15 protein-coding genes are annotated in these 20,064 nt (G+C 65.0%); 9 read left to right on the top strand and 6 right to left on the bottom strand.

Annotation, left to right across the window (positions count from 1 at the left end):
• Positions 1-3: 3 nt before the first annotated feature.
• Positions 4-1,353 carry a phospholipase D family protein gene (locus E4634_RS17045; RefSeq protein WP_167854955.1) on the bottom strand — a complete coding sequence of 450 codons (1,350 nt, stop codon included), beginning with the start codon at positions 1,351-1,353 and terminating at the stop codon, positions 4-6.
• Between the two features lie 797 nt (positions 1,354-2,150).
• Here E4634_RS17045 and E4634_RS17040 point away from each other — a divergent pair.
• The 3 genes from E4634_RS17040 to E4634_RS17030 all read left to right on the top strand — a co-directional run bounded on the left by E4634_RS17040 (position 2,151) and on the right by E4634_RS17030 (position 5,333).
• A complete protein-coding gene (locus tag E4634_RS17040; protein ID WP_135445864.1) occupies positions 2,151-2,603 on the top strand; it encodes a DUF2721 domain-containing protein in 453 nt (150 codons plus the stop codon).
• 96 nt (positions 2,604-2,699) lie between these two features.
• Entirely contained in the window at positions 2,700-3,317 is a 618-nt protein-coding gene (locus E4634_RS17035; protein WP_206046924.1) for a paraquat-inducible protein A, read from the top strand.
• 126 nt (positions 3,318-3,443) lie between these two features.
• Positions 3,444-5,333, top strand: coding sequence for an acyltransferase family protein (locus E4634_RS17030; RefSeq protein ID WP_135445862.1), 1,890 nt, complete (start codon positions 3,444-3,446; stop codon positions 5,331-5,333).
• Here E4634_RS17030 and E4634_RS17025 read toward each other — a convergent pair.
• The 3 genes from E4634_RS17025 to E4634_RS17015 form a co-directional block, all read right to left on the bottom strand.
• Positions 5,330-6,709: an aromatic ring-hydroxylating oxygenase subunit alpha gene (locus E4634_RS17025; protein WP_135445861.1), complete on the bottom strand. Its 1,380-nt coding sequence runs from the start codon at positions 6,707-6,709 to the stop codon at positions 5,330-5,332. The genes E4634_RS17030 and E4634_RS17025 overlap by 4 nt on opposite strands.
• 181 nt (positions 6,710-6,890) lie before the next feature.
• Positions 6,891-9,179, bottom strand: coding sequence for a TonB-dependent receptor (locus E4634_RS17020; RefSeq protein WP_206046923.1), 2,289 nt, complete (start codon positions 9,177-9,179; stop codon positions 6,891-6,893).
• Positions 9,180-9,333: 154 nt separating this feature from the next.
• Positions 9,334-9,576, bottom strand: coding sequence for a hypothetical protein (locus E4634_RS17015; protein ID WP_167854954.1), 243 nt, complete (start codon positions 9,574-9,576; stop codon positions 9,334-9,336).
• 206 nt (positions 9,577-9,782) lie between these two features.
• On the opposite strand from E4634_RS17015, the gene E4634_RS17010 reads away from it, so the two are divergent.
• Both E4634_RS17010 and E4634_RS17005 read left to right on the top strand, forming a co-directional pair.
• Complete coding sequence (locus E4634_RS17010) at positions 9,783-11,384, top strand: GMC family oxidoreductase (protein WP_135445859.1); 1,602 nt, start codon at positions 9,783-9,785, stop codon at positions 11,382-11,384.
• 34 nt (positions 11,385-11,418) lie between these two features.
• Complete coding sequence (locus E4634_RS17005) at positions 11,419-12,402, top strand: LLM class flavin-dependent oxidoreductase (RefSeq protein WP_135445858.1); 984 nt, start codon at positions 11,419-11,421, stop codon at positions 12,400-12,402.
• Positions 12,403-12,438: 36 nt separating this feature from the next.
• Here E4634_RS17005 and E4634_RS17000 read toward each other — a convergent pair whose 3' ends face one another.
• Entirely contained in the window at positions 12,439-13,173 is a 735-nt protein-coding gene (locus E4634_RS17000; RefSeq protein ID WP_135445857.1) for a S1 family peptidase, read from the bottom strand.
• Positions 13,174-13,411: 238 nt separating this feature from the next.
• On the opposite strand from E4634_RS17000, the gene E4634_RS16995 reads away from it, so the two are divergent.
• The 3 genes from E4634_RS16995 to E4634_RS16985 are packed head-to-tail and all read left to right on the top strand — an operon-like array spanning position 13,412 to position 15,699.
• Positions 13,412-14,290, top strand: a complete 879-nt coding sequence (locus tag E4634_RS16995; RefSeq protein WP_135445856.1) for an SDR family NAD(P)-dependent oxidoreductase — start codon at positions 13,412-13,414, stop codon at positions 14,288-14,290.
• Positions 14,283-14,825, top strand: a complete 543-nt coding sequence (locus E4634_RS16990; RefSeq protein WP_135445855.1) for a nuclear transport factor 2 family protein — start codon at positions 14,283-14,285, stop codon at positions 14,823-14,825. Before E4634_RS16995 ends, E4634_RS16990 begins: the two co-directional genes overlap by 8 nt.
• Positions 14,826-14,835: 10 nt before the next feature.
• Positions 14,836-15,699 (top strand): SDR family NAD(P)-dependent oxidoreductase, encoded by an 864-nt coding sequence (locus E4634_RS16985; RefSeq protein ID WP_135445854.1) that lies wholly within the window; start codon positions 14,836-14,838, stop codon positions 15,697-15,699.
• 15 nt (positions 15,700-15,714) lie between these two features.
• Here E4634_RS16985 and E4634_RS16980 read toward each other — a convergent pair whose 3' ends face one another.
• Positions 15,715-17,547, bottom strand: a complete 1,833-nt coding sequence (locus tag E4634_RS16980) for a M2 family metallopeptidase (protein ID WP_135445853.1) — start codon at positions 17,545-17,547, stop codon at positions 15,715-15,717.
• Positions 17,548-17,863: 316 nt separating this feature from the next.
• Between E4634_RS16980 and E4634_RS16975 the strand changes: the two genes are divergently transcribed.
• Positions 17,864-20,059, top strand: coding sequence for a hypothetical protein (locus E4634_RS16975; RefSeq protein ID WP_135445852.1), 2,196 nt, complete (start codon positions 17,864-17,866; stop codon positions 20,057-20,059).
• Positions 20,060-20,064 lie beyond the last annotated feature (5 nt).

Genomic DNA, 20,064 nt, shown 5'->3' with positions numbered 1-20,064 from the left:
CGCCTACAACTGGTCTTCCAGCGGTAGCAGACGGTAAAACCCGGCCATGAAACGCCTGCCAAAGCCCGCCTGCGGTTCGCGGGACACGGTGTACTGCTCCCCGTCACCCAGGTACACCCAGCGGAGTTTGTTCCGCTCGTCGAGTTCCACGCGGTAGGCGGCGGACGATACGGTATTCCCTACTTCGCCAGCAAAGTCCGTCGCCAGTAGCGGCGAACGAATCATCAGGCCCAGTTCACTGTTGAGCTGAATCGACCGCGGATCGAAATTCATCGAACCGACGATCAGGGTAGTCCGGTCGATCACTGCGGCCTTGGTGTGCAGCGTCAGGCGTTCACGCGAATGCCCCCAGTCACTCGCCTCGCCGTCCGTCGCCGCGGCGATTTCATAGATCTCCGCACCGGCCTCAAGCAGCCGCTTGCGATACCGGACGTAGGCACTGTGCACCGGTACGTGGTTGGTAGAGGCCAGGGAATTGGTCACGATCACCACACGCACGCCGCGCGCCAGCAACGCCTCGATATTCGCCGCACCGCTCTCCAGCGGTATGAAGTACGGCGTCACCACCAGCAGCTCGCGCTGCGCGGCCAGCATGTGGCGGCCAATCTCTGTCGCCATTGTCCTGTGCGCAACGTCCGCAGGGTTCGACTTCAGCTTTTGCGGCAGGTCGGATACCAGGGTTGCGGGTGCTGCAGTCAACGTCACCTGCCCCTCGCGTATCTCGCGCAGCATGGTGGAGGCGTGCGCCTGTGCGTAAAGACCCGATGCACCCGGGGCCACTTCCTCGCGCATGGCAGCCCGCCACTGCTCCACGCGCGCGGTGTCCCCGGCGCTGCCGATGGCGGCTATCGGCACCGCGAGTCGGCTGTTCCAGAACGCATCGAAACTCGCGCTGGTTTGCTCCACCACAGGGCCGACGGCGAGCATCTCGAAGTCGTCGAAGGTGCCGGCGGTTTTCAGGTCGAAGTACTCCTCGCCGATATTGCGCCCGCCGATGATGGTGACGTTGTTGTCCACGGTAAACGACTTGTTGTGCATCCGCCGGTTGGCGCGTTTGAAGTCTGCCAGGTAGCCGGGGTACTTGAAGACACCGCGCTGCAGCGGGTTGAACAGGCGAATGTCGATGTTGGGGTGGCTGGCGAGCAGCACCATCTCGTCGTCAAAGTTGGGGGTAAAGATATCGTCCAGCAGCAGCCGGACGCGCACCCCGCGGTCCGCCGCGAGCAGCAGCTTGCTCAGCAACAACTTGCCGGCGCGATCCGGCTTCCACAGGAAGTACTGCGCATCGATGCCGCGCTGCGCCAGTTCGATCAGGCGCAGGCGAACACCCAGGGCGTCCCGGCCGCTCGACAAGCCCAGGAATCCGGAGTCACCCGGGTACTGTTCGTGCCACGAGGACGACAGCTCTCCCAGCGGACCCGCCTGCTCTGGTGGATACGCGGTGGTAACAGTTTTCGGATAGTCGAGTGGGATCGATGTACAGGCGCCGAGCAGCAGCGCGCAGAGTATGGCGAGCGCACGCAGCACCGCGCCCGACAGCAGTGGCAAGGATGGATGTCGCGGGAAACACAAAGGAAGGGGCCCGCTCGTTTCGCTGGACAAGAGTGGGCGCACTGTCACAGGAGCGCCTCCGGCACCGGGGTTTTTCACGCTAGCGCCGCCTGGCTACCATCTCAGGCTGGCACAAGGGCATCGCTGGTTGGCACAGGGAACCCCGGCCCCCGCGCTTGCACTGCCGTCCCGACCCGGGTTGGAAACACGCAACAACCATACATCTCGTCCTGGAAGGTATTCTCTGGCTTGGGATTTACTGTCTCCTCGCGGTGCTGCCGTTTGTCACGGTACAGGTGGCGAATTCCGGGCGCACCCAGCGGCCATGCCTCATCGAGCCGGACGTGGCGCCGGGCTTTTTCGGCATCGCAGTCATGGCGAAGTCGATGCTTACCACGCGCATCCTGCCCGCAGCTGCAACCTACGTGGAAAACATCTTACCGCAGTTCCAGGGCAGGCTCTCGCTCCTCACGCCGACTACACCGCCTCCACGATAGCGCAGGCACTCGCCGTGGATTATTCATTAGGGGAAGGTTGACTTGCGCCCGGCCCCAGCTGTTGTATCGTGACCATCCAGCCTCCGCGGAAGCAGGCCAGCCATGCAGCCCCTAGCCAACATCACCGAGTTACCCCACCTCATCCAACTCTCGGTAGCCCCGGTCTTCCTGCTCGCGGGCATTGCCGGCTTCCTCAACGTCATGTCCGGCCGCCTGGCGCGAATCGTCGATCGCTCGCGCACGGTAGAACGCCGCAGCCATACACTGACCAACCCGGAACTGATCGAACTGAACAACCGCGAGCTGGCCGCCCTGCGCCGCCGCATCCGGCTCAATAATCTGTCCATCGGCTTCTGCACCTTCTCCGCGCTGCTGGTCTGTATCCTGGTAGTCACGCTGTTTGCCGGCAGCTACTGGAGCCTCAACGTCGGGACGGTAATCGCCGGCTTCTTCGTGTGCGCCATGCTGCTCCTGATCATTGCCCTGGTCCTGTTCCTGAAGGAAACCCAGCTGGCGACCCGCACGCTGCGCGAGGCCTCGGAGTTTCCGGAATAGCGAACAGGTGTCCTGGTTCTATTGCTGCGGCGACCCGGGGTTTTCGCGTACCATAACGCGCAGGAACCCCACCGCGTCGCCCTCGCCCGAATGCCCATGACCCGTTCATACAAACCAATGCTGTTCGCCAGCATCCTGCTCGCCCTCGCCCTGCTCTTCCCGGGGGTAACCCAGCCGGTGCTCACCCTGGAAGGCCATATCGAAAAGTCGGCGCTGGCGCAGATGGGCGTGACCCTGATCGCCGGCGACGACATGGACAGCCAGGGCCGGCAGATGCTGCAGGGGCTGATCAGTTTCATGGGGCTGGACCGCATCGAGGGCCAGGTGGAAATCTACAGCTCGACGCGCTCCATCTGGCAGACGGCGGTGGACCTGGCGCACGAGCAAAACCTGTTCGTGGCGGGCCTCATCGTGCTGTTCAGCATGGTCATTCCCACCTTCAAGCTGTTGCTACAAGCCGCGGCGCTGCTGGTGGAGCACCCGTTGCTGCTGCCTCTCAATGCAGCACTCAGCAAGTGGTCCATGGCCGACGTTTTCGTCATGGGCTTGCTGGTCACCTACCTCGCCGGCAGCGCCTCGGGGGAGATGGGCAACCAGCTAATCATGAACGCGCGGCTGGAGCCGGGGTTCTATTTCTTCCTCGGCTACTGCCTGTTCTCCATCGCAGCGGGACAGTTGCTGGCGCGGGGAATGACAGTAAAGAACCCCGGGTAATCACGCTACAGGCACACCTGCCCGGGGCCAACCGCCGTCTGGCGATGGTATAATTTGCGCGTTTCACCGCGAGCAGTTGGCTCCTTACGCTGCCCGCTACCACCGCTGTGCACAAGGACGTCGCAAATGAGCAAGGATGCCGGCAGGCGCCCGGATATCGACCTGCTTCGAGCGGTCGCAGTCTTATCGGTTATCTTTTACCACTTCAAGGTCCCGGGTTTCAGCGGCGGGTTCCTGGGTGTCGACGTGTTCTTCGTGATCTCCGGTTACCTGATCACGCAGCATGTCAACCAGCAGCTCGAGGCCGGCAGTTTCAGTTTTGCCGGTTTTTATGCGCGCCGTATCCGCCGCCTGGCGCCAGCGCTCGCGGCGACCATGGTGCTCTCCAGTATCGCTGCCCTGGCCATCCTGCCCCGCGACCTGTTGCTGGACTACGCGCACTCGCAATTGGCGAGTGCCCTGTATGTCTCGAACATCTACTTCTGGTCGATCGCCGACTACTTCGATACCAGTTCCTACCTCAAACCGCTGCTGCATACCTGGTCGCTCTCGGTGGAGGAACAGTTCTACCTGGTGTGGCCGGTCATGCTCTTTGTGCTGGGTGCTGGCTGGCGCTACCGGGCCATACTGGTGCTCGGCATTGTCTCACTGGTTGCCGCGGAGTGGGTGTACGGAATCTCTTCTTCCACCACGTTCTACATGTTCCCCTTCCGCATCTTCGAATTTGCGGTCGGGGCACTGCTCGGCTCGCCCGCGCTGCAGACTTCCCGGGGACGGGGAAACCACGCCCTGCTCGCGCTGGCGGCGGTGGGTCTGCTCGGCTCGCTGCTGTACTTCGATACCCTGGATCGTTTCCCCGGGTTGCTGTCGCTGCCGGTTTGCCTGTCCACGGCGCTGATCATCTGGTTGCGACACCCGGCGCTGCATGGGCGCGGCCTGTTGCAGGCGAGCTTCCTGCGCGTGGGGCTGATTTCCTATTCGGCCTACCTGCTGCACTGGCCGGTGGTGGTGTTCTACGGCGTGCTCAGCGAGGCGCCGTTGCGCTGGCTCGACATCCTGTTGCTACTGGCAGTAACCCTGGGCGGAGCCGAGGTTCTCTACCGCCTGGTGGAACAGCCGACGGCGCGCCTGCGCCTGCAGGGCTACACCATCTGGTATTTCGCCGCGCTGCTGGCCGCGGGCCTCGCCGCCTGGATATTCGTGATGCTTGCGCCCTGGGTATACCAGGCACTGCGCGCGCAACCCGACAGCGTGCAGGCCATCATCGACAACACCCCGGTGCGCAAGGACGTCATCCCCCAACTCGTCGAAGAGCAGAATTTTCCCACCAACCGTAAAGCGTCGTTCAAGCTCATGGTGGTGGGCGATTCCCACGCCGAGGACATGGCGGTCGCCCTGGCGTGGGCGCTGCAGGGCAAAGACATCAGTGTGGTGAAGTACAAGCGCTACTGTGAACCGCTGACGCCGGAAAGCGTTGGCGACAACATGGAAGAGTTGTACCGGACCCACCGTATACCAAACGTGAACGCGCAGAAGTGCCAGCGCATCCAGGCGGAGTTCCTGCCCAACATCGAAGAGGAAGCGCCAGACCTCGTGGTGTTCTCCGAGCAGTGGCGTGAAGAGGAACTGCCCTACATCGCCCAGACCATTCGGCAGATTCGCGAAGCGACCGGCGCACAGGTACTGGTGCTGGGACCCAACTTCGAGTTCATCAAACACCCGAAGGTAGTGCTAGGCAAGGTGGAGCACGCCTGGCACATCAACGCGTACGCCCGTGAACACCAGAAGTTCGAGCGCCACGAGATTGAGGAGCGGCTGCGAAAACAACTGTCGGGCACTGACGCACACTTCATCTCCAAGTTCGACCTCGTATGCCCCAACGACCGTTGCGACATCCTCCTGGACGGGCAACTCGCCTACCTCGACTACACCCACTGGTCCGTACCCGCCCTGCGCCTGTTCGGCGAGCGCCTGGCAAACCACCCCGTCTTCAGCAAACTGACCCCACCTTCTTAGTCGAGAGGGGTGGGGGTGCCAGTGCCCATGTAGCGCGCGAGGTTGCGGTGCAGGGAGACGACGGCGCCCTCTGACTTGGGGTTGGGGATGACGCCGCGGAAGCCGACGTTCTTCATGCCCTCCTGTACCGCCGCCATGTTGGAGAAGTCCTGGCGCAGCACGTGGGGGAAGTCCTCCGGTGCGGCGTAGGTCCATTCGGTCTCGGGGGCCTCGCCCTCGGGGTAGAGTTCGTAGACGGCCACCTCGAAGTAGCATTTATCGGGGTTGTTGCCGTAGGGGCGCGCCTGGTAGCACAGCATGTTGTTGACCGCGTGGCCGATCTGCTGGTTGGGGAATATCTGCCAGGCGGTACCGCTGGCAGCGACGTGGGCCGGGTCCACCTGCGGCCAGACCACGCCGCGTTTGGCGTCGATCTCGCGCGCGGTATCCAGCCAGTAGCGCAACACTTCGGCGGGCGGCGTATCTTCGGGCAACACCTCGGGCAGGGTCTGGGCGACATCCACCAGGGTCTGCGTGGTGTTGGTGTTCACCCCCTCCCAGGTGTATTTCTGCATCTGCGCCGTGGAGGTGCGCGGGTCGCCGATACCCAGGCGCAGCTTGGCCTTGTTCTCCTCCAGGCCGCTGTTGTCCTCCTCGCCCTTGGGCGCGTCGTAGCCGATATGGCTGTGCTTGCCCTGCGGCCGCGCCCAACCGGTGAAGTCGCCAAATGCGTTGAACTCGGGGTGGGTAGTGCGCACGTGGTAGGTCTCGTCGAAGGCCTCCAGCGCTACCTTCCAGTTGCAGTCGAACACCGTCCAGTTGCGCCAGCGGCAGCGCATGTTCTGCAACTGGAAGGGGTCGAGCATGCTCGCCGCCGGCTCCAGGTAGTCGCGCAGGGGTTCCGCTTCCGGGTCGAGGTTAATCCAGATGAAACCGCCCCAGGTTTCCACCAGCACCTTGCCCAGCCGGCTGCGCTCGTCGGTGAGCTTGCCCTGCCAGTCGTCCTGCTGCTGGATGTTGTGGCAGTGGCCCTCGATGTCGAAGTTCCAGCCGTGGAAGCCGCACATGAAATGCGTGCGCTTGCCGCGAGCGTTGCGCTGCCCCGGCGGGGTGTCGACCAGGCGGCGGCCGCGGTGGGTGCAGACGTTGTGGTAGGCCTTGATGGTGTCCGCATCAGTGCGCACGATCAACACCGAGTCGGCATGGATGTCGTAGGTGATGTAGTTGCCGACCTCGGGAATGTCCTCGACCCGTCCCGCCTGCAGCCACACCTTGCGCCACAGCTTGTCGCGCTCGGCCTTCGCGTAGTCCTCGCTGATGTAGGCCTCGACCGGGAAGATGACGGGTTCGGCTGATTCGTCCTGCGGCTTGTCGACGTGCTTGACCACTTCGTTCATGCGACACCTCTTGGTTTTATGTCCGGATAATTAATCCATCGTGGAGATCGCCCAAGAGGTTCCTCCAGGTCACGCTGTCGCGACATGACCTGCGTCAAAAAATGCACTATCCCTAGAAAATGCAGGCGGGGATTCTCCCGAGAGAGACATCCCCGCCCAGAACCGCTGTTTATTGTCCGGACTAGAAATTCATACCCAGCGAGATACCCCAGGTCGCCGGCGCGCCCCACACGCTGCCGATACCCAGGGTGTTGAAGAGCACCTGGGTGCGGTAGTCCTCGTCGGTCACGTTGTCGCCGAATACGGCCACGGTGTAGCGGCCGCTGGCGTCGGTCCACTGCCCGCGCAGGGACACCAGCGTGTAATCCTCCTGGCGGAACTGCTGCTCGGGGTCGAAGTAGAACTCGGAGGTGTAGTAGATGTTGCCCGACAGGGTCAGCAGGCTGCCGCCCAGGGGAATGTCGTAGCTGGCGCCCAGGTTGCCCGTCCACTCCGGTGCGCGTTGCATCTCGCCATCGGAGGCATCGGTGAGCGACTGCACCAGCGAGCCGGCGCCCAGGCCGCCCAGTTCGGCCGGCAGGCAGAAGAGCAGGCTGGTGGCATCCGCGGTCGGGTCGCAATAGCTGTAGTACGGCGCGTTGGTGAACGACTCGTAGCGCGCGTGGGTCCATGCCACACCGGAGTACACACTGAAGTCACCGCTGACCTGCCAGCGCAGCTGCGCATCCAGGCCGTAGATTTCCGACGACGCGGCGTTGCGGATCTGCGCCGCGCCGCTCTGGTAGCTCGACACCTGCAGGTTCTTGTAGTCGTAGTAGTAGCCGGCCAGTTCCAGCGCGAGCACGCGGTTGTCGAACTTGTAACCCACTTCCCAGGCCTCGATCTCCTCCGGCTCCACCGGCTTCTGCGACAAGCCGCCGACGTTCAGGATGCCCGCCTTGTAGCCCTCGGTATACGAGGCGTAGATGCTGGAATCGTCCGTGGGCGTGTAGCGCAGCACGATGCGCGGGGTGAAGTCGTCGTTCTTGAGGTCATCCACCGGAATCACGGTGCCCGGCGCCCCGGTGAAGGGGATAAATTCGCCGTTGGGGCCCTCGTAGAAGAAGGTGAACGGGTTGGTGTCGAAGCTCGCGTCCTCCACCCGGTCGTCGCTGTAGCGCCCGCCGAGGGTGACGAACCAGTTGTCGGAGACCTGGTAGGTCGCGTCCACGAAGGCCGCCCAGGACTTGGTCGTGGTGGTGGAGCCGCCGTAGTCGAAGAAAGGCGCGCCACCGAAGGAGGCGTCGACGTCCCAGGTGTCCTCGATCTCGTAGTAGTTGAGGCCCGCCGTCCACTGCAGCGCGGAATCCGTGTTGGAGGCGAGGATGAACTCCTGGGAGAAGCTCTCGTCGTCCGGCCCGACGTACAGGTTGAAGATCGGGATCGCGGTCGCGTCGAGGTCCGCGTAGTAGGGCGAGCTGTCCTCCCGGTACTGCGTGTAGGAGGTCAGCAAAGCAAAGCCGAGGTCCGCCTTCACCGTCGCCTGGTAAATATCGGACTCGGTCTTGAACTCCACCGGCGGGTTGAGCGCGACGTCGCCGGGCTTGGTCGGCACGGGTACCGCGAATGGCGCGTAGAAATACACCAGCGGCAGCCCGCGGGTATCGTCCACGCCGTAGACGGCCCGGCCGGCGGCGGAGACCTGGCTGAGGAAGCCAGCGTCGCCGTCATCGACGAAGGCGTTGGTGAGTTGGGTGGTGGGGTCGTCCTTGTCGGTCTTGGTGTAGCGCAACAGCAGCGAGACGTCGTCGGAGATGTCCCACTTCAGGCCCAGGCGCACGGACCAGCTCTCGTATTCGCCGATCTTGTCGTCGCCGCTGAGCTTGTCGTCGAAATAGCCATCACCCGTGCGATACATGCCTTCGATATCCATCGCCACGTTATCCGCCAGGCCGAAGGTGGCATAGCCCTGTGCCACCTGCCGGTTGTAGCTGCCGTAGGTAAGGCGCGCCTCCGCGGCGGTCTCCGTGCTCGGATCGTCAGTGGTCACGATAATCGCGCCGCCAGTCGTGTTGCGGCCGAACAGGGTGCCCTGCGGCCCCTTCAGTACCTGCACGTTTTTCACCCGCAGCAGGTCGAAGTCCGCCACGTAGCTGTTGGCCTGGAAGAAGCCGTCGACATAGATGCCCACGTTGGGACCGCCGCCGGAGGTGGTGATGGCGGTGCCCACGCCGCGAATCGTCGGCTGCATGGACGGACCCTGGGTATCGAAGCGCAGGCCGGGAGTCAGCTTGGCGGTGTCCGACAGCGTAGTGATATTGGCGGTGGCCAGCTGTTCACTGCTGAGCGTGGTGACCGTAATCGGCACGTCGCGAGAGGCTTCCGCGCGGCGCTGCGCGGTAACGACGACTTCCTCCAGCTGGGATTGTGCGTAGACGGGAACGGCCAGGACAGCGGCGATGGCACAGGTCAAAAGGCGCGGTGCGTGCACGGTGCGTACCTCCAGTGAGGGGCTTTATAGTTATGGAAAAATCACTGATGGGGGATTCTACTCGCTGCCTTGGCCGCAGCAAAAGGGAATCGGGCAACGACAGACAAAAATATTTTCTTGTACGGACAAACGGCCGGCGCTGGCCGGCGGCGCGCTACCAGTCCTCCTGCTCACTCGACGGCCGCGTCATGCCGGCCATCCGCGAGAGAATAGCCTGGAACTCCGCCTCGCTCATGTCCACCAGTTCGAGCACCCGCCCGTAGAGCATGATCGTCGGCACGTTGCGGCCACCCGACTCCGCCTGGGTTTGGTGCAGGCAGTACAGCACGGCGCGCTCCTTGCGCGTGAGGCCGTCGCGCGCGTCGGGAATGTCGTCGAGACCGGACCCACGACTCACAGCGGCAATCCCGGGGCACGACACAGCAGCCCAACGCACACGACACTGTTCGTCACTCTATACATTATCTTCATGCCTCACTAACATAGGCGGCGGTGCGGGGATACGCAGCGGCCTGGGGATGCGCCAGGACGCGGGTTCAGGGAGCCAACCCCGATCCGACCGCAACAAAAATCATACAATAATCCGATCACCAGGGGGCACGCATGACAGGCTCGGAGCACTACGACTACGTCGTCATCGGCGGCGGTTCCGCCGGCTGCGTGGTCGCCGGCCGGCTGACCGAAGAAGGTACCGGCAGCGTGCTGTTGCTGGAGTGCGGCGAGTCCGGCCACGAGCACCCGGAAGTGCTGAGCGCCGACGGTTTCAAGCTCGCTTTCGCCAACGACGCCACCATGTGGGACCGCCTCTCGGAAACACAGCCCCACGCCGGCAAACGGAAGATCTACGCGGGCACCGGCACCGGCCTCGGCGGCTCCGGCTCGGTCAACGGCATGGTCTACACCCGCGGCGACCGCCGCGACTTCGCCCAGTGGCCCGCGGGCTGGCACTGGGACGACGTGGCGCCGAGCTTCGACGCGCTGGAACAGCGCCTGGAAGTTAGCCACCGCGGTCCCACCGATTTCACCAGCGCGGCGCTGGCAGCTGCGGAAAAGGTCGGCTTTGCGCGCAAGGACGGCCTCAACGACGGCGACCTGTGCGGTTTCATGGGCTACAACGACATGAACTTCCGCGGCGAGCAGCGGCGCAGCTCCTACACCGCCTATCTCTTCGGCCGCGAGGCAAAACTCGAGCGCCTCACCATCCGCACCAACGCCCGCGCGCAGCGCATCCTCTTCGATAACGAGCGACGGGCAATCGCCGTGGAATACGAGCGGGACGGCGAACTGCACACGGCCGGTATCGGCCGCGAAGTGATCCTCTGCGCCGGCGCCCTGGAAACACCCAAACTGCTGATGCTTTCCGGCGTCGGCCCGCGCGAGGAACTGGCGCGCTTCGACATACCCACGGTGCTCGAAGCCCCGGCCGTCGGCGCAAATCTGCAGGACCACCCCAGCGTTTGCGTGTTCTACCGGGGCAACAAGCCAGTGGATTTCCACTACCCGCAGGTCTACGGCTTCGACCGCATGAACCCGCAACTGGACCTGCCCGAAGGCCAGGCCGACACCTGCTTCGTACTCATGTCGCTGGGCTCGGTAGTGAAGTACACGCTGCGCCGCATGGTGCCGGTGATGGCGCTGCCGGGCGGCCTGTACCGCAGCCGCTTCCTGCGCGGCGCGCTGCGCGCCCTGGTGGAACTGGCCTTCAAACTCCCCTACCTGACGCGCTTTACCCAGCAGGTCTATGGCCTTGTGGTCATCCTCGGCAAGCCGGTCTCGCGCGGGCGGGTGCGCCTGCGCTCGCGCGACGTTCGCGACACCGCCGCCATCGACCTCGCCTATTACGCAGACCCCACGGACATGGAGACCCTGGTTGCCGGCGTCAGACACGCCGCGCGCATGGCCGAACAGGAAAGCCTGCGCGATTGGGGCAACCAGCTGCTTTCAAAGGCCGTCGCCAGCGACGACCGCGAGACACTGGAAAAATGGGTGCGCGCCGCCACCATCACCGTATTCCATTTTTCCGGCACCTGCAGCACGGGCGAGACCGACGACGCCCCGGTGGATACCCGCCTGCGCCTGCGCGGCGTGCCCAACCTGCGCATCGCCGACGCCTCGGTGATGCCCGTGGTGCCGGTGTCGGCGCTGAACGCCCCAAGCATGATGATCGGCTACCGCGCCGCACAGTTCATTCTCGACGGCGAGTGAACCCGAGGCCACTTCCAGGCGGTATAATCCGCCCATGACTGCACTTTCGATTCTCGACCTCGTCCCGGTAACCGAGGGCAGCACCCCGGCGGATGCCCTGCGCAACGCACAGGACCTGGTGCAACTCGCCGAGCGGCTGGGGTTCACTCGCTACTGGGTGGCCGAACACCACAACATGGCGGGCATCGCCAGCGCCGCCACCGCGGTAGTCATCGGCCACCTGGGCCAGGTGACCAGCCGCATCCGCCTCGGCGCCGGCGGCATCATGTTGCCCAACCACGCGCCGCTGGTGATCGCCGAACAGTTCGGCACCCTCGCGGAGCTCTACCCAGGGCGTATCGACCTCGGCCTCGGCCGTGCACCGGGCACTGACCAGCGCACGGCACAGGCCCTGCGCCGCACCCTGCGCGGCACTGTCGACGATTTCCCCCAGGACGTGCTCGAGCTGCGCAACTACCTGCGCCCGCCGCAGCCCGGCCAGGCGGTGGTCGCCACTCCCGGGGCGGGGACGGATATCCCGTTGTGGATTCTCGGCTCCAGCCTGTACGGCGCGGGCCTCGCGGCACAGCTCGGCCTGCCCTTTGCCTTCGCTTCGCACTTTGCACCGGACTACATGGAGATGGCCATCGCGCTGTACCGGGAGCGCTTCCAGCCCTCGGAGCAGTTGCAGGCCCCGTACGTGATGCTCGGCTACAATGTGTTCGCCGCAGACAGCGACGAGCAGGCGCAGCTGCTGCAAACATCCATGCTGCAGTCCTTCGCCCGCCTGCGCCGGGGCCAGCCCGGCAAGATGCCGCCGCCGCTGCCGGGCTTCGCCGAGTCGCTGACCGCGGCGGAACGCCAGGGGCTGGCGGAGATGACCCGCTGTACGGCGGTCGGCTCGGCGGAGACGGTGGCGAGGGAAATGCGTGAGTTTATTGCGGCGACCGGCGCCGACGAGCTGATGCTGGTCTCCCATATCTACGACCACCAGGCGCGACGTCGCTGCCTGGAACTGGTTGCCGGCCTGGACCTGTAGCAGGCCCGCCTATTACCAACTCAACAAGCGTCAGCCCTACTCGGTAAGCGTCAGCAGGATATCCGCGTACCAGGCACAGTTCAGGCCCAGCGCCTCGTCCTGCTGCAGGTCGCGGGTGCCGACATCCAGCCGCGCCGAATGCACGCCGAGCAATTGCCAGTGAAATTCCGGCTGCGACGCCGGGCCGCTGTCCACGCGCATGACTACCGGCGCGCCGCTGATGCCGCGGTGGGTGCGTGCATCGGTGAGGAAATACCCCATTCCCTGGAAGCGCAGGCCGAAGGAGGAAGCCAGCCCCGCCTGGCGCGCCACCGGCAGGTGGTGCAGGGTGTCGGCAAAACCCAGCGGGAACCCCACCACCATCAGCGCCGTACCCACCTCCACCTCTGCGTCGGAGGGACACAATGTGTCGGGGGTGAAGGCGGTGAACACGGTCGGCTCGGGCAGCGCCGCCTGGTCGATTTCTATCACTGCCACATCGATCAGGCCGGCACTGTCGCTGGCCTGTTTCCACAACGCCTCGCTATCGCGGTACAGCGGTATGGAAAAACCGGTGGTGCTGGCCAGGTTGGCGGCGTCGTCGAACAGCACGATTTGCAGGCTCTCCGGGCGGTGGCCCGCGCCTTCGTCGATCACCACGTGGCGACTGGTGACCAGGAACAGGCGCTCCCCGCGACGGAAGAAAAACCCGGTGGCATTGGTCAGGGACTGGTTCTGCTGGCGGGTGGTAATCGCGGCTATGGTCAGCAGCAGGGGTTCGACGTCGGGCATAACACTCACCGGGGACGGGGAAAACACTACCTTACCAGACACACCTCGCACACGACGCTTCCCTGCCATATTTTTGGCGCGATCTGCATCGCCAACTCCCGAGCAGCCATTGCCAACGCGACGATGCGACTTCAGGGAATGCTTAACGCGGCGACCATTTGTGTTCCCCCGACAAGTCCCCTAAAGTCTTGGCCACCCGCAACAGCGATAAACCTACCGAAGAAAAAGGCAAACCAATATGGGAACACTGACAGGCAAGGTCGCCGTGGTTACCGGTGCCAGCCGCGGTATCGGCAAGGGCATCGCTCTCGCCCTCGCGGCGGAAGGCGCCACGGTTTACGTCACCGGCCGCACAGTCGAGGCCGGCAGCTACCCGCTCCCCGGCACGGTCGGCGAGACCGCCGCGCAGTGCGATACCCGGGGCGGCAAGGGCATCGGCGTGGCGGTGGACCACGCCGACGACGCCGCGGTCGCAGCCCTGTTCCAGCGCGTGCGCAGTGAGGCCGGCCGGCTCGACATCCTGGTCAACAACGCCTTCGCCCTGCCCGATGACCTCACCGACCCCGGCGGCTTCTGGGAAAAACCCCTGAGCAACCTGCAGATGTTCGAGGTGGGCGTGCGCTCCAACTTCGTCGCCGCCTGGCACGCCGCGCAGATCATGGCGCCGCAGGGCAGCGGGCTGATCGTCGCCATCTCCGGCTACACCGGCGTCAGCTATACCTACGGCACCATCTTCGGCACCTGTAAGTCGGCGGTCGACCGTATGGCCCGCGACATGGCCGTGGAACTGGAGCCGCACAACGTGTGCTCGATCTCCCTGTGGCAGGGCCTGACGTTGACCGAGCGCGCCCAGCGCAACCTGGCCAATATCCCAGGACTGGAGGGCCGCGCGTCCACCCGGATGCAGGACGGCTGCACGCCGGAACACCCCGGCAGAGTGATCGCCGCCCTCGCCGCGGACCCCGAGGTCATGCGCCATTCCGGCGGCACCTTCATCACCGCGGAAATGGCGGACGTGTACGGCGTCACGGATATCGACGGCAACCGCATTCCCTCGCTGCGCGATACACGCGGCGCGCCGATCTGGCAGCCCATCAGGAGTAGCAGCCATGAATAACCCTCTAGACCGCCTGCAGGAACTGCTCGACAAGCAGGACATCGCCGAGTGCCTGACGCGGTTCAGCCGCGGTATCGACCGCCTCGACCGCGCGTTGTTTCTCTCCGCCTTCCACGACGATGCGGTGATCGCCGCCGGCCCCTTCGTCGGCAGCGCGGCACAGTGCTACGACTGGGCCGGGCCGCTGCACGAGGCCGGCCAGTTCGCTACCCAGCACAACCTGCTCAACCTCACCATCGACCTGGAAGGTGATACGGCACACACCGAAACCTATTATTTCTTCGTCGGGCGCAATCGCGATGAGACCAACTGGATGGCCGGCGGCCGCTATGTCGACCGCCTGGAACGCCGCGCCGGCCAGTGGAAGATCGCCCTGCGCACCAACGTGATCGAATGGCAGCAGGTGGGCCCGGGCATGGAACCGCCATTCGGGGACCTGCCGGACGTCGCGCTCAACGGCAGTGCCGCGCGCTCGCCCGAGGACATCTCCTATCGCCGGCCGCTGACCAACCGGCGCGAACCGCAGCTACCCTGAGGGGACCACCATGCGCGCACTGGCAGGAAAGGTTGCGGTGGTCACCGGGGCCACCCGCGGCATCGGCAAGGGCATCGCCCTGGCGCTGGCGGAACACGGCGCCACGGTTTATGTCACCGGTCGCTCGCTGACTCCCGGCTCGCACGCGCTGCCCGGCAGCCTGGAAGAGAGCGTGGCGGCGGTGAACGCGCGCGGCGGCAGGGGTATCGGCGTGCCGCTGGATCTAACTGATGACGCCCAGATCGCGCAGCTGTTCGAGCGCGTAAGGGAAGAACAGGGTCGCCTCGACATCCTGGTCAACAATGCCATGGCGATTCCTGACGAGATGACCCGCCGCGCCGGCTTCTGGGAAAAATCCCTGGAAAACTGGGCGATTTTCGACACCGGCGTGCGCGCCGCCTTCATCGCCGCCTGGCACGCGGCGCGCATCATGGTGCCGCAGGGCAGCGGCTTGATCGTCGCTTTATCCGGTTACGTGGGAGTCACCTACACCTACGACGTGATCTTCGGCACCACGAAGACCGCCACCGACCGTATGGCCCGGGACATGGCGATCGAACTGGCGCCCCACGGCGTCGCCTCGCTGTCGCTGTGGCAGGGGTTTACGCGCACCGAGCGCGCGGTGGATAACCTGAGCAAGGTGCAGGGCATGGCCCAGCAGTTGAATAGTGCCGAGGGCAGTTCCACCGAGTTCCCGGGGCGCGTGATTGCCGCCCTGGCGCAGGACCCCGCGTTGATGGAGAAGTCCGGCGGCAGTTACATCAGCGCCGAGCTGGCGCAACAGTATGGGGTTACCGACATCGACGGCAGACAGGTGCGTTCGCTGCGCAAGGAGCGCGGGGCGCCGGTTTGGGGGCCGGTTGGGGAAGCTTGATCCGACCCCACTTTTTTACCACCCACACTGCCGCCCGGCGTTCTGCTCTTCCAGCCAGGCGGACAGCGGCGCGAAGTACTCGATAATCGCCGAACCATCCATCTCGCGGCTGCCGGTGAACCCCTCGAGCAGTTCCGGCCAGGGCCGGGCGCGGCCCTGTTCGAGCATCGCGCGCAGTTTCGCGCCGGCGGCCTCGGAGCCATAGATCGAGCAGCGGTGCAGCGGACCCTGCCAGCCGGCGGCCTCGCAGGCGGCGCGGTGGAACTGGAACTGCAGGATGCGCGCGATGAAGTAACGGGTGTAGGAGACGTTGCCGCCGATGTGGTACTTCGAACCCGGATCGAAATCCGCGGCGTCGCGCGCCACCGGCGGGCGCAGGCCCTGGTACTGTTCGCGCAGTGCCCACCAGGCGTCGTTGTACTCCTGCGGCGAGACCTCGCCAGAAAACACCTGCCAGCGCCACTTGTCCATCAACAGACCGAAGGGCAGGAAGGCGATCTTGTCCAGGGCCTGGCGCAACAGCAGGCCGAGGTCGGCGGAGGCGTCGGGCACGGTGTCGATCAGACCGATGCGCTGCAGGTATTCGGGCGTGATGGACAGCGCCACCAGATCGCCGATCGCCTCGTGGAAACCGCCGTTGGCGCCGCCGCGGAACAGAAAGTCCTGGTCCTTGTAGGCGCGCTGGTAGTAGTTGTGGCCGAGTTCGTGGTGCACGGTGGTGAAATCGTCACTGGTCACGCGAGTACACATCTTGATGCGAATATCATCGCGCCCGTCGAGGTTCCAGGCGGAGGCATGGCAGACCACGTCGCGGTCGCGCGGTTGGGTGAACAGCGAGCGCTCCCAGAACGTCTGCGGCAACGGTTCGAAGCCCAGTGAGGAAAAAAACGCCTCGCCGGCCTGCATCATCTTCAGCGGCGTGTATCCCTTTTCCACCAGGGCTTTGTCCAGGTCCACTGCCAGGGGCTGGTCTGCGGGGGCCACACGGGAATAGATGTTGCCCCACTCCTGCGCCCACATATTGCCCAGCAGATCTGCGCGGATGGGCTGGTCCAGCGGCACCACCTCGTCGCCGTAGACCTCGTTGAGTCGCGCCCGCACATGGCAGTGCAACTGCTCGTACAGCGGCTTCACCTGGCTCCACAGCCGGTCGGTCTCCGCGGCGAACGCGTCCGGGGCGAGTTCGTAGCGCGAGCGCCACATGGCGCCGGCATCGTCGTAGCCCAGCTCGCGTGCGCCGGCATTGGCCAGTTCCACCATCTGCACGTAGTCCTCGCGCATCGGGCGCGTCTGCGCCCGCCAGTCCGACCACAACTGCGCCAGCACTGCCGGGTCCTGTTCGACGCGCACGCGCTCCTCGAGGTCGTTGATCGCCAGCTGTTCGCCGTCGACATCCACGCGGCTGGTCGCGAAACGCGAAACCATGCGCGTATTCACCTCGGCAAGCTCCGCCGCGGCGCCCTCGCGTGCAGGGGCGGGCAGGTTGACCTTGAGTTTCAGGAAATTCAGTTTGCGGTGCAGGTCTTCGGGCAGTGCCCCCGACTCGAACTGCCGCGCCTGCTGGGCGTTGTCCACGGCGAGCCGGGTCTCCTCGGCGTCTACCCGGGTGTACAACCAGTCGGTGTCGTAGGTGATGAAGTTGGCGCGCACCCAGCTGACGTGGTTCGAATAGGTTTCGAACTCCTCCAGATCGCGCTCGACGCCGGCGATAAACTCGCGTGCCTCGCCCGGCCCCGCCCCCGCCGGCGCGGCGGTCACCGCCTGCGCTGCGGACTGGCCGGTTTCCTCACCGGGCGAACAGGCAACCAACAGGAATAGTGGGGGTATTAGCGCATGGGGAAATTTCATCGGCTGCAATCTCGACCAGAATAACAGCGGGGAGTGTGCCCGCGACGGCGCGCGCCCGCAAGGTAACTACCTCCAAGGTGGTAGATGACGCCAGGCAACTACCCACACGGGCCAATATCGCAAAAAACCCCTGTAAAAACAGGCTAAAAGTTATATCACGGGTCTCTCCTCGCGAGAAAACAGTCTACGCAACCCGGTTTTGCTCCACATATACTCGAATGGCGTTGAGGGACGTGTTTCCACCTTGACCGCTAGCTCTGGCCAGTCCAACCAACAATTTCATCCCGCCAGATTGAGAGAAAACGGAGAGTCTCTGATGAAGGGAATAAGATATTTCTGTGCCACACTCCTCAGCTGCGCCGTCAGCGGTGCATTCGCTGCCGGCGCCGAGGTCTACGGACCGTTCACGGTTCCGCCAGCCGGCATCGACGTCGACGCCGCCAGCCACCGCATCGGCAGCATGCCCGCCGCGGACCTGAGCGCGCTGCGCGCCGCCGCCGGCGAACTCGACAATGCCCAGGCGACGACCCCCGCCAGCATCCAGATCCTTACCCAGGCCAGCGATGCCAGCCCCAACTTCGGGCTGTCCCCAGGTAGCGACGGCAGCGGCGGCGACGAGTGTTTCGCCGGCATCGGCGAACCCTACCCGACCCCGTCCGGCGGGGAGTGCGTGAACAGCCGCCGCAAGCAGAACCAGTCGTACCCGTGGGGGGTTGCGCAGGTGAAGCTGCCCGACAGTGAGCCTGGCGAGGGCCACCGACTGTGGTTCGGCACGGTCGCCAACCCCGCCTGTGTCACCGGCGGTTTCGGTCTCGGCTCTTTTGAACCGACGCCCGCGGAATACGACGCGGAGCCGTTCCCCCTGGAAGCAAGTGCAACGCCGGTGGCCGACCCGGCACCCGCACCGGGGTGTGTATTTGAAGAGGGCGTGGACACGGTCTGGCAGTGCCCGGCGCCAAACAGCCCCGAATATTTTTGTGAATTCGGCGAGAGCCAGATTGCCAAGGAACTGGGATTTCGCGCGCCCAGCGGCGACTGGCGCCAACCGCGCGTCTACGAGTTGAATCGTGACACCGGCGTCCTCACCGACTACACGCCCGCGGGTTCAGCCGCGGCGGCCGCGGCTTCGCAGCTGACCGGGTTCCGCTTCTGTGCCCCGACGCCCGATCAGCAGGTCGTGTTCTGTGGCGGCCCGGCACTGGGCTTCGGCGTGCTCATTCTCGCCTTCGACACCAGCGGCGAAGGACCCCGCTATATCGGCTCGCGCCAGTACGGCGGTTACGTCAATGTGCGCAAAGGCTTCAACTTCGGCACGCCGGCCAATCTCTACCTCGGCGTGCGCTCCGCCAGCGGCGATACCGGCCGGTTGTTACGCTGGACCGGCAGCACCGCGCCATCGCAGTTCCCCGAACTGCGGCGGCTGCAGGTGTTCCAGTTCCAGGAGGTCGGCATGCTCGACGGCGACCCGCGCGAGTTCACCCTGGTCGGCCCGGACACGGAGGGCCGCTACCGCATCGCCGCCAGCACCACCCAGCCGAGCTTCGATCCCGGCGAGGCCTCCGGCGTGTGGCTGAGTCCGCTGTTCGGGGAGGCCGGACTGACCACGGCCGATGCCGGCAACTGGCAGAAGGTCTTCGACTTCGGCGCCTATGAACCGGACCGCGCATTGTTAGCCAACACCTCCGGCGGCGCCATCGTCGCCTTCAACGCCGACGGTTACCTCTACTGGTCCTCGCTGCATGTCGCAGGCTACGGCGCCACTTTGCACACCTACTGCCTCGCGTCCTACTGCGCTGGCTTCGGCTACTCGCTGCGCCAGCCCGCTCGGCTGCTGCTGTTGACCAACCGCGCGGCGACTTTCTGGCGCGCCCCGATCCAGCCCGATCTCGGCATCGACACCGCGGCGATCGAACTGCTCTGCGGCGAACCCACCCTGCCAACCTGGAGCGACGCCGCCGGCGATTTTGTCGATGTCGCCACCGGCTGGACACCCAGCTACCCGAGTCCCACCGGCGACGGCCCTTGCGGCATGGGCATGAGCGTCGCCGGGCAGCTCAAGGCGGAGGAGGCGCCCTACCTCGACTACCTGTACCTCAGCTCCTACAGTTGGGCGGCTAACCTGAACAACCCCGCCAACCCCGCCGACCAGCGCATGTGCTTCGGCACGCTGGACCTCGGCTATACGATTTTCGGCCAGGACAGCCGGTCGCAGTGGGGTGCCGACCTGTACTGTCACGCGCCGGGCGGAAACCAGTTCTACGTGGCAGACACCGGCGGCGCCGGCAATGGCCTGAACTACGGCTACCGCATCGTGCGTCCCGACGAGGCGGACCCCACCGGCACGCGCTTCCTGGTCGGTATGGCCAACCCGTTCAGCCTCGAGTTGAGCCAGCTTGAAAGCCGCAACGGCACGCCGTGGCCCAACAACCATGCAGACACCGGGTGGACCGGCGGATGGAATATTCGCTCGATTACCGTCGACCCGGGTCCGGCGGTCCCCAGCGGCCTGTAGGAAAA

Source organism: Mangrovimicrobium sediminis, assembly GCF_004745945.1.
In the GTDB taxonomy this organism is placed as follows: Bacteria; Pseudomonadota; Gammaproteobacteria; order Pseudomonadales; family Halieaceae; genus Mangrovimicrobium; species Mangrovimicrobium sediminis.
This window is presented reverse-complemented; position numbering and strand designations above follow the sequence as displayed.

Bases quoted from the DNA above. Each gene is read 5' to 3' on its own strand.
- E4634_RS17030 (WP_135445862.1), top strand. From the start codon at position 3,444: ATGAGCAAGGATGCCGGCAGGCGCCCGGATATCGACCTGCTTCGAGCG.
- E4634_RS17040 (WP_135445864.1), top strand. From the start codon at position 2,151: ATGCAGCCCCTAGCCAACATCACCGAGTTACCCCACCTCATCCAACTC.
- E4634_RS16975 (WP_135445852.1), top strand. From the start codon at position 17,864: ATGAAGGGAATAAGATATTTCTGTGCCACACTCCTCAGCTGCGCCGTC.
- E4634_RS17010 (WP_135445859.1), top strand. From the start codon at position 9,783: ATGACAGGCTCGGAGCACTACGACTACGTCGTCATCGGCGGCGGTTCC.
- E4634_RS17035 (WP_206046924.1), top strand. From the start codon at position 2,700: ATGACCCGTTCATACAAACCAATGCTGTTCGCCAGCATCCTGCTCGCC.
- E4634_RS17025 (WP_135445861.1), bottom strand. From the start codon at position 6,709: ATGAACGAAGTGGTCAAGCACGTCGACAAGCCGCAGGACGAATCAGCC.
- E4634_RS16985 (WP_135445854.1), top strand. From the start codon at position 14,836: ATGCGCGCACTGGCAGGAAAGGTTGCGGTGGTCACCGGGGCCACCCGC.
- E4634_RS17000 (WP_135445857.1), bottom strand. From the start codon at position 13,173: ATGCCCGACGTCGAACCCCTGCTGCTGACCATAGCCGCGATTACCACC.
- E4634_RS16990 (WP_135445855.1), top strand. From the start codon at position 14,283: ATGAATAACCCTCTAGACCGCCTGCAGGAACTGCTCGACAAGCAGGAC.
- E4634_RS16980 (WP_135445853.1), bottom strand. From the start codon at position 17,547: ATGAAATTTCCCCATGCGCTAATACCCCCACTATTCCTGTTGGTTGCC.
- E4634_RS17005 (WP_135445858.1), top strand. From the start codon at position 11,419: ATGACTGCACTTTCGATTCTCGACCTCGTCCCGGTAACCGAGGGCAGC.
- E4634_RS16995 (WP_135445856.1), top strand. From the start codon at position 13,412: ATGGGAACACTGACAGGCAAGGTCGCCGTGGTTACCGGTGCCAGCCGC.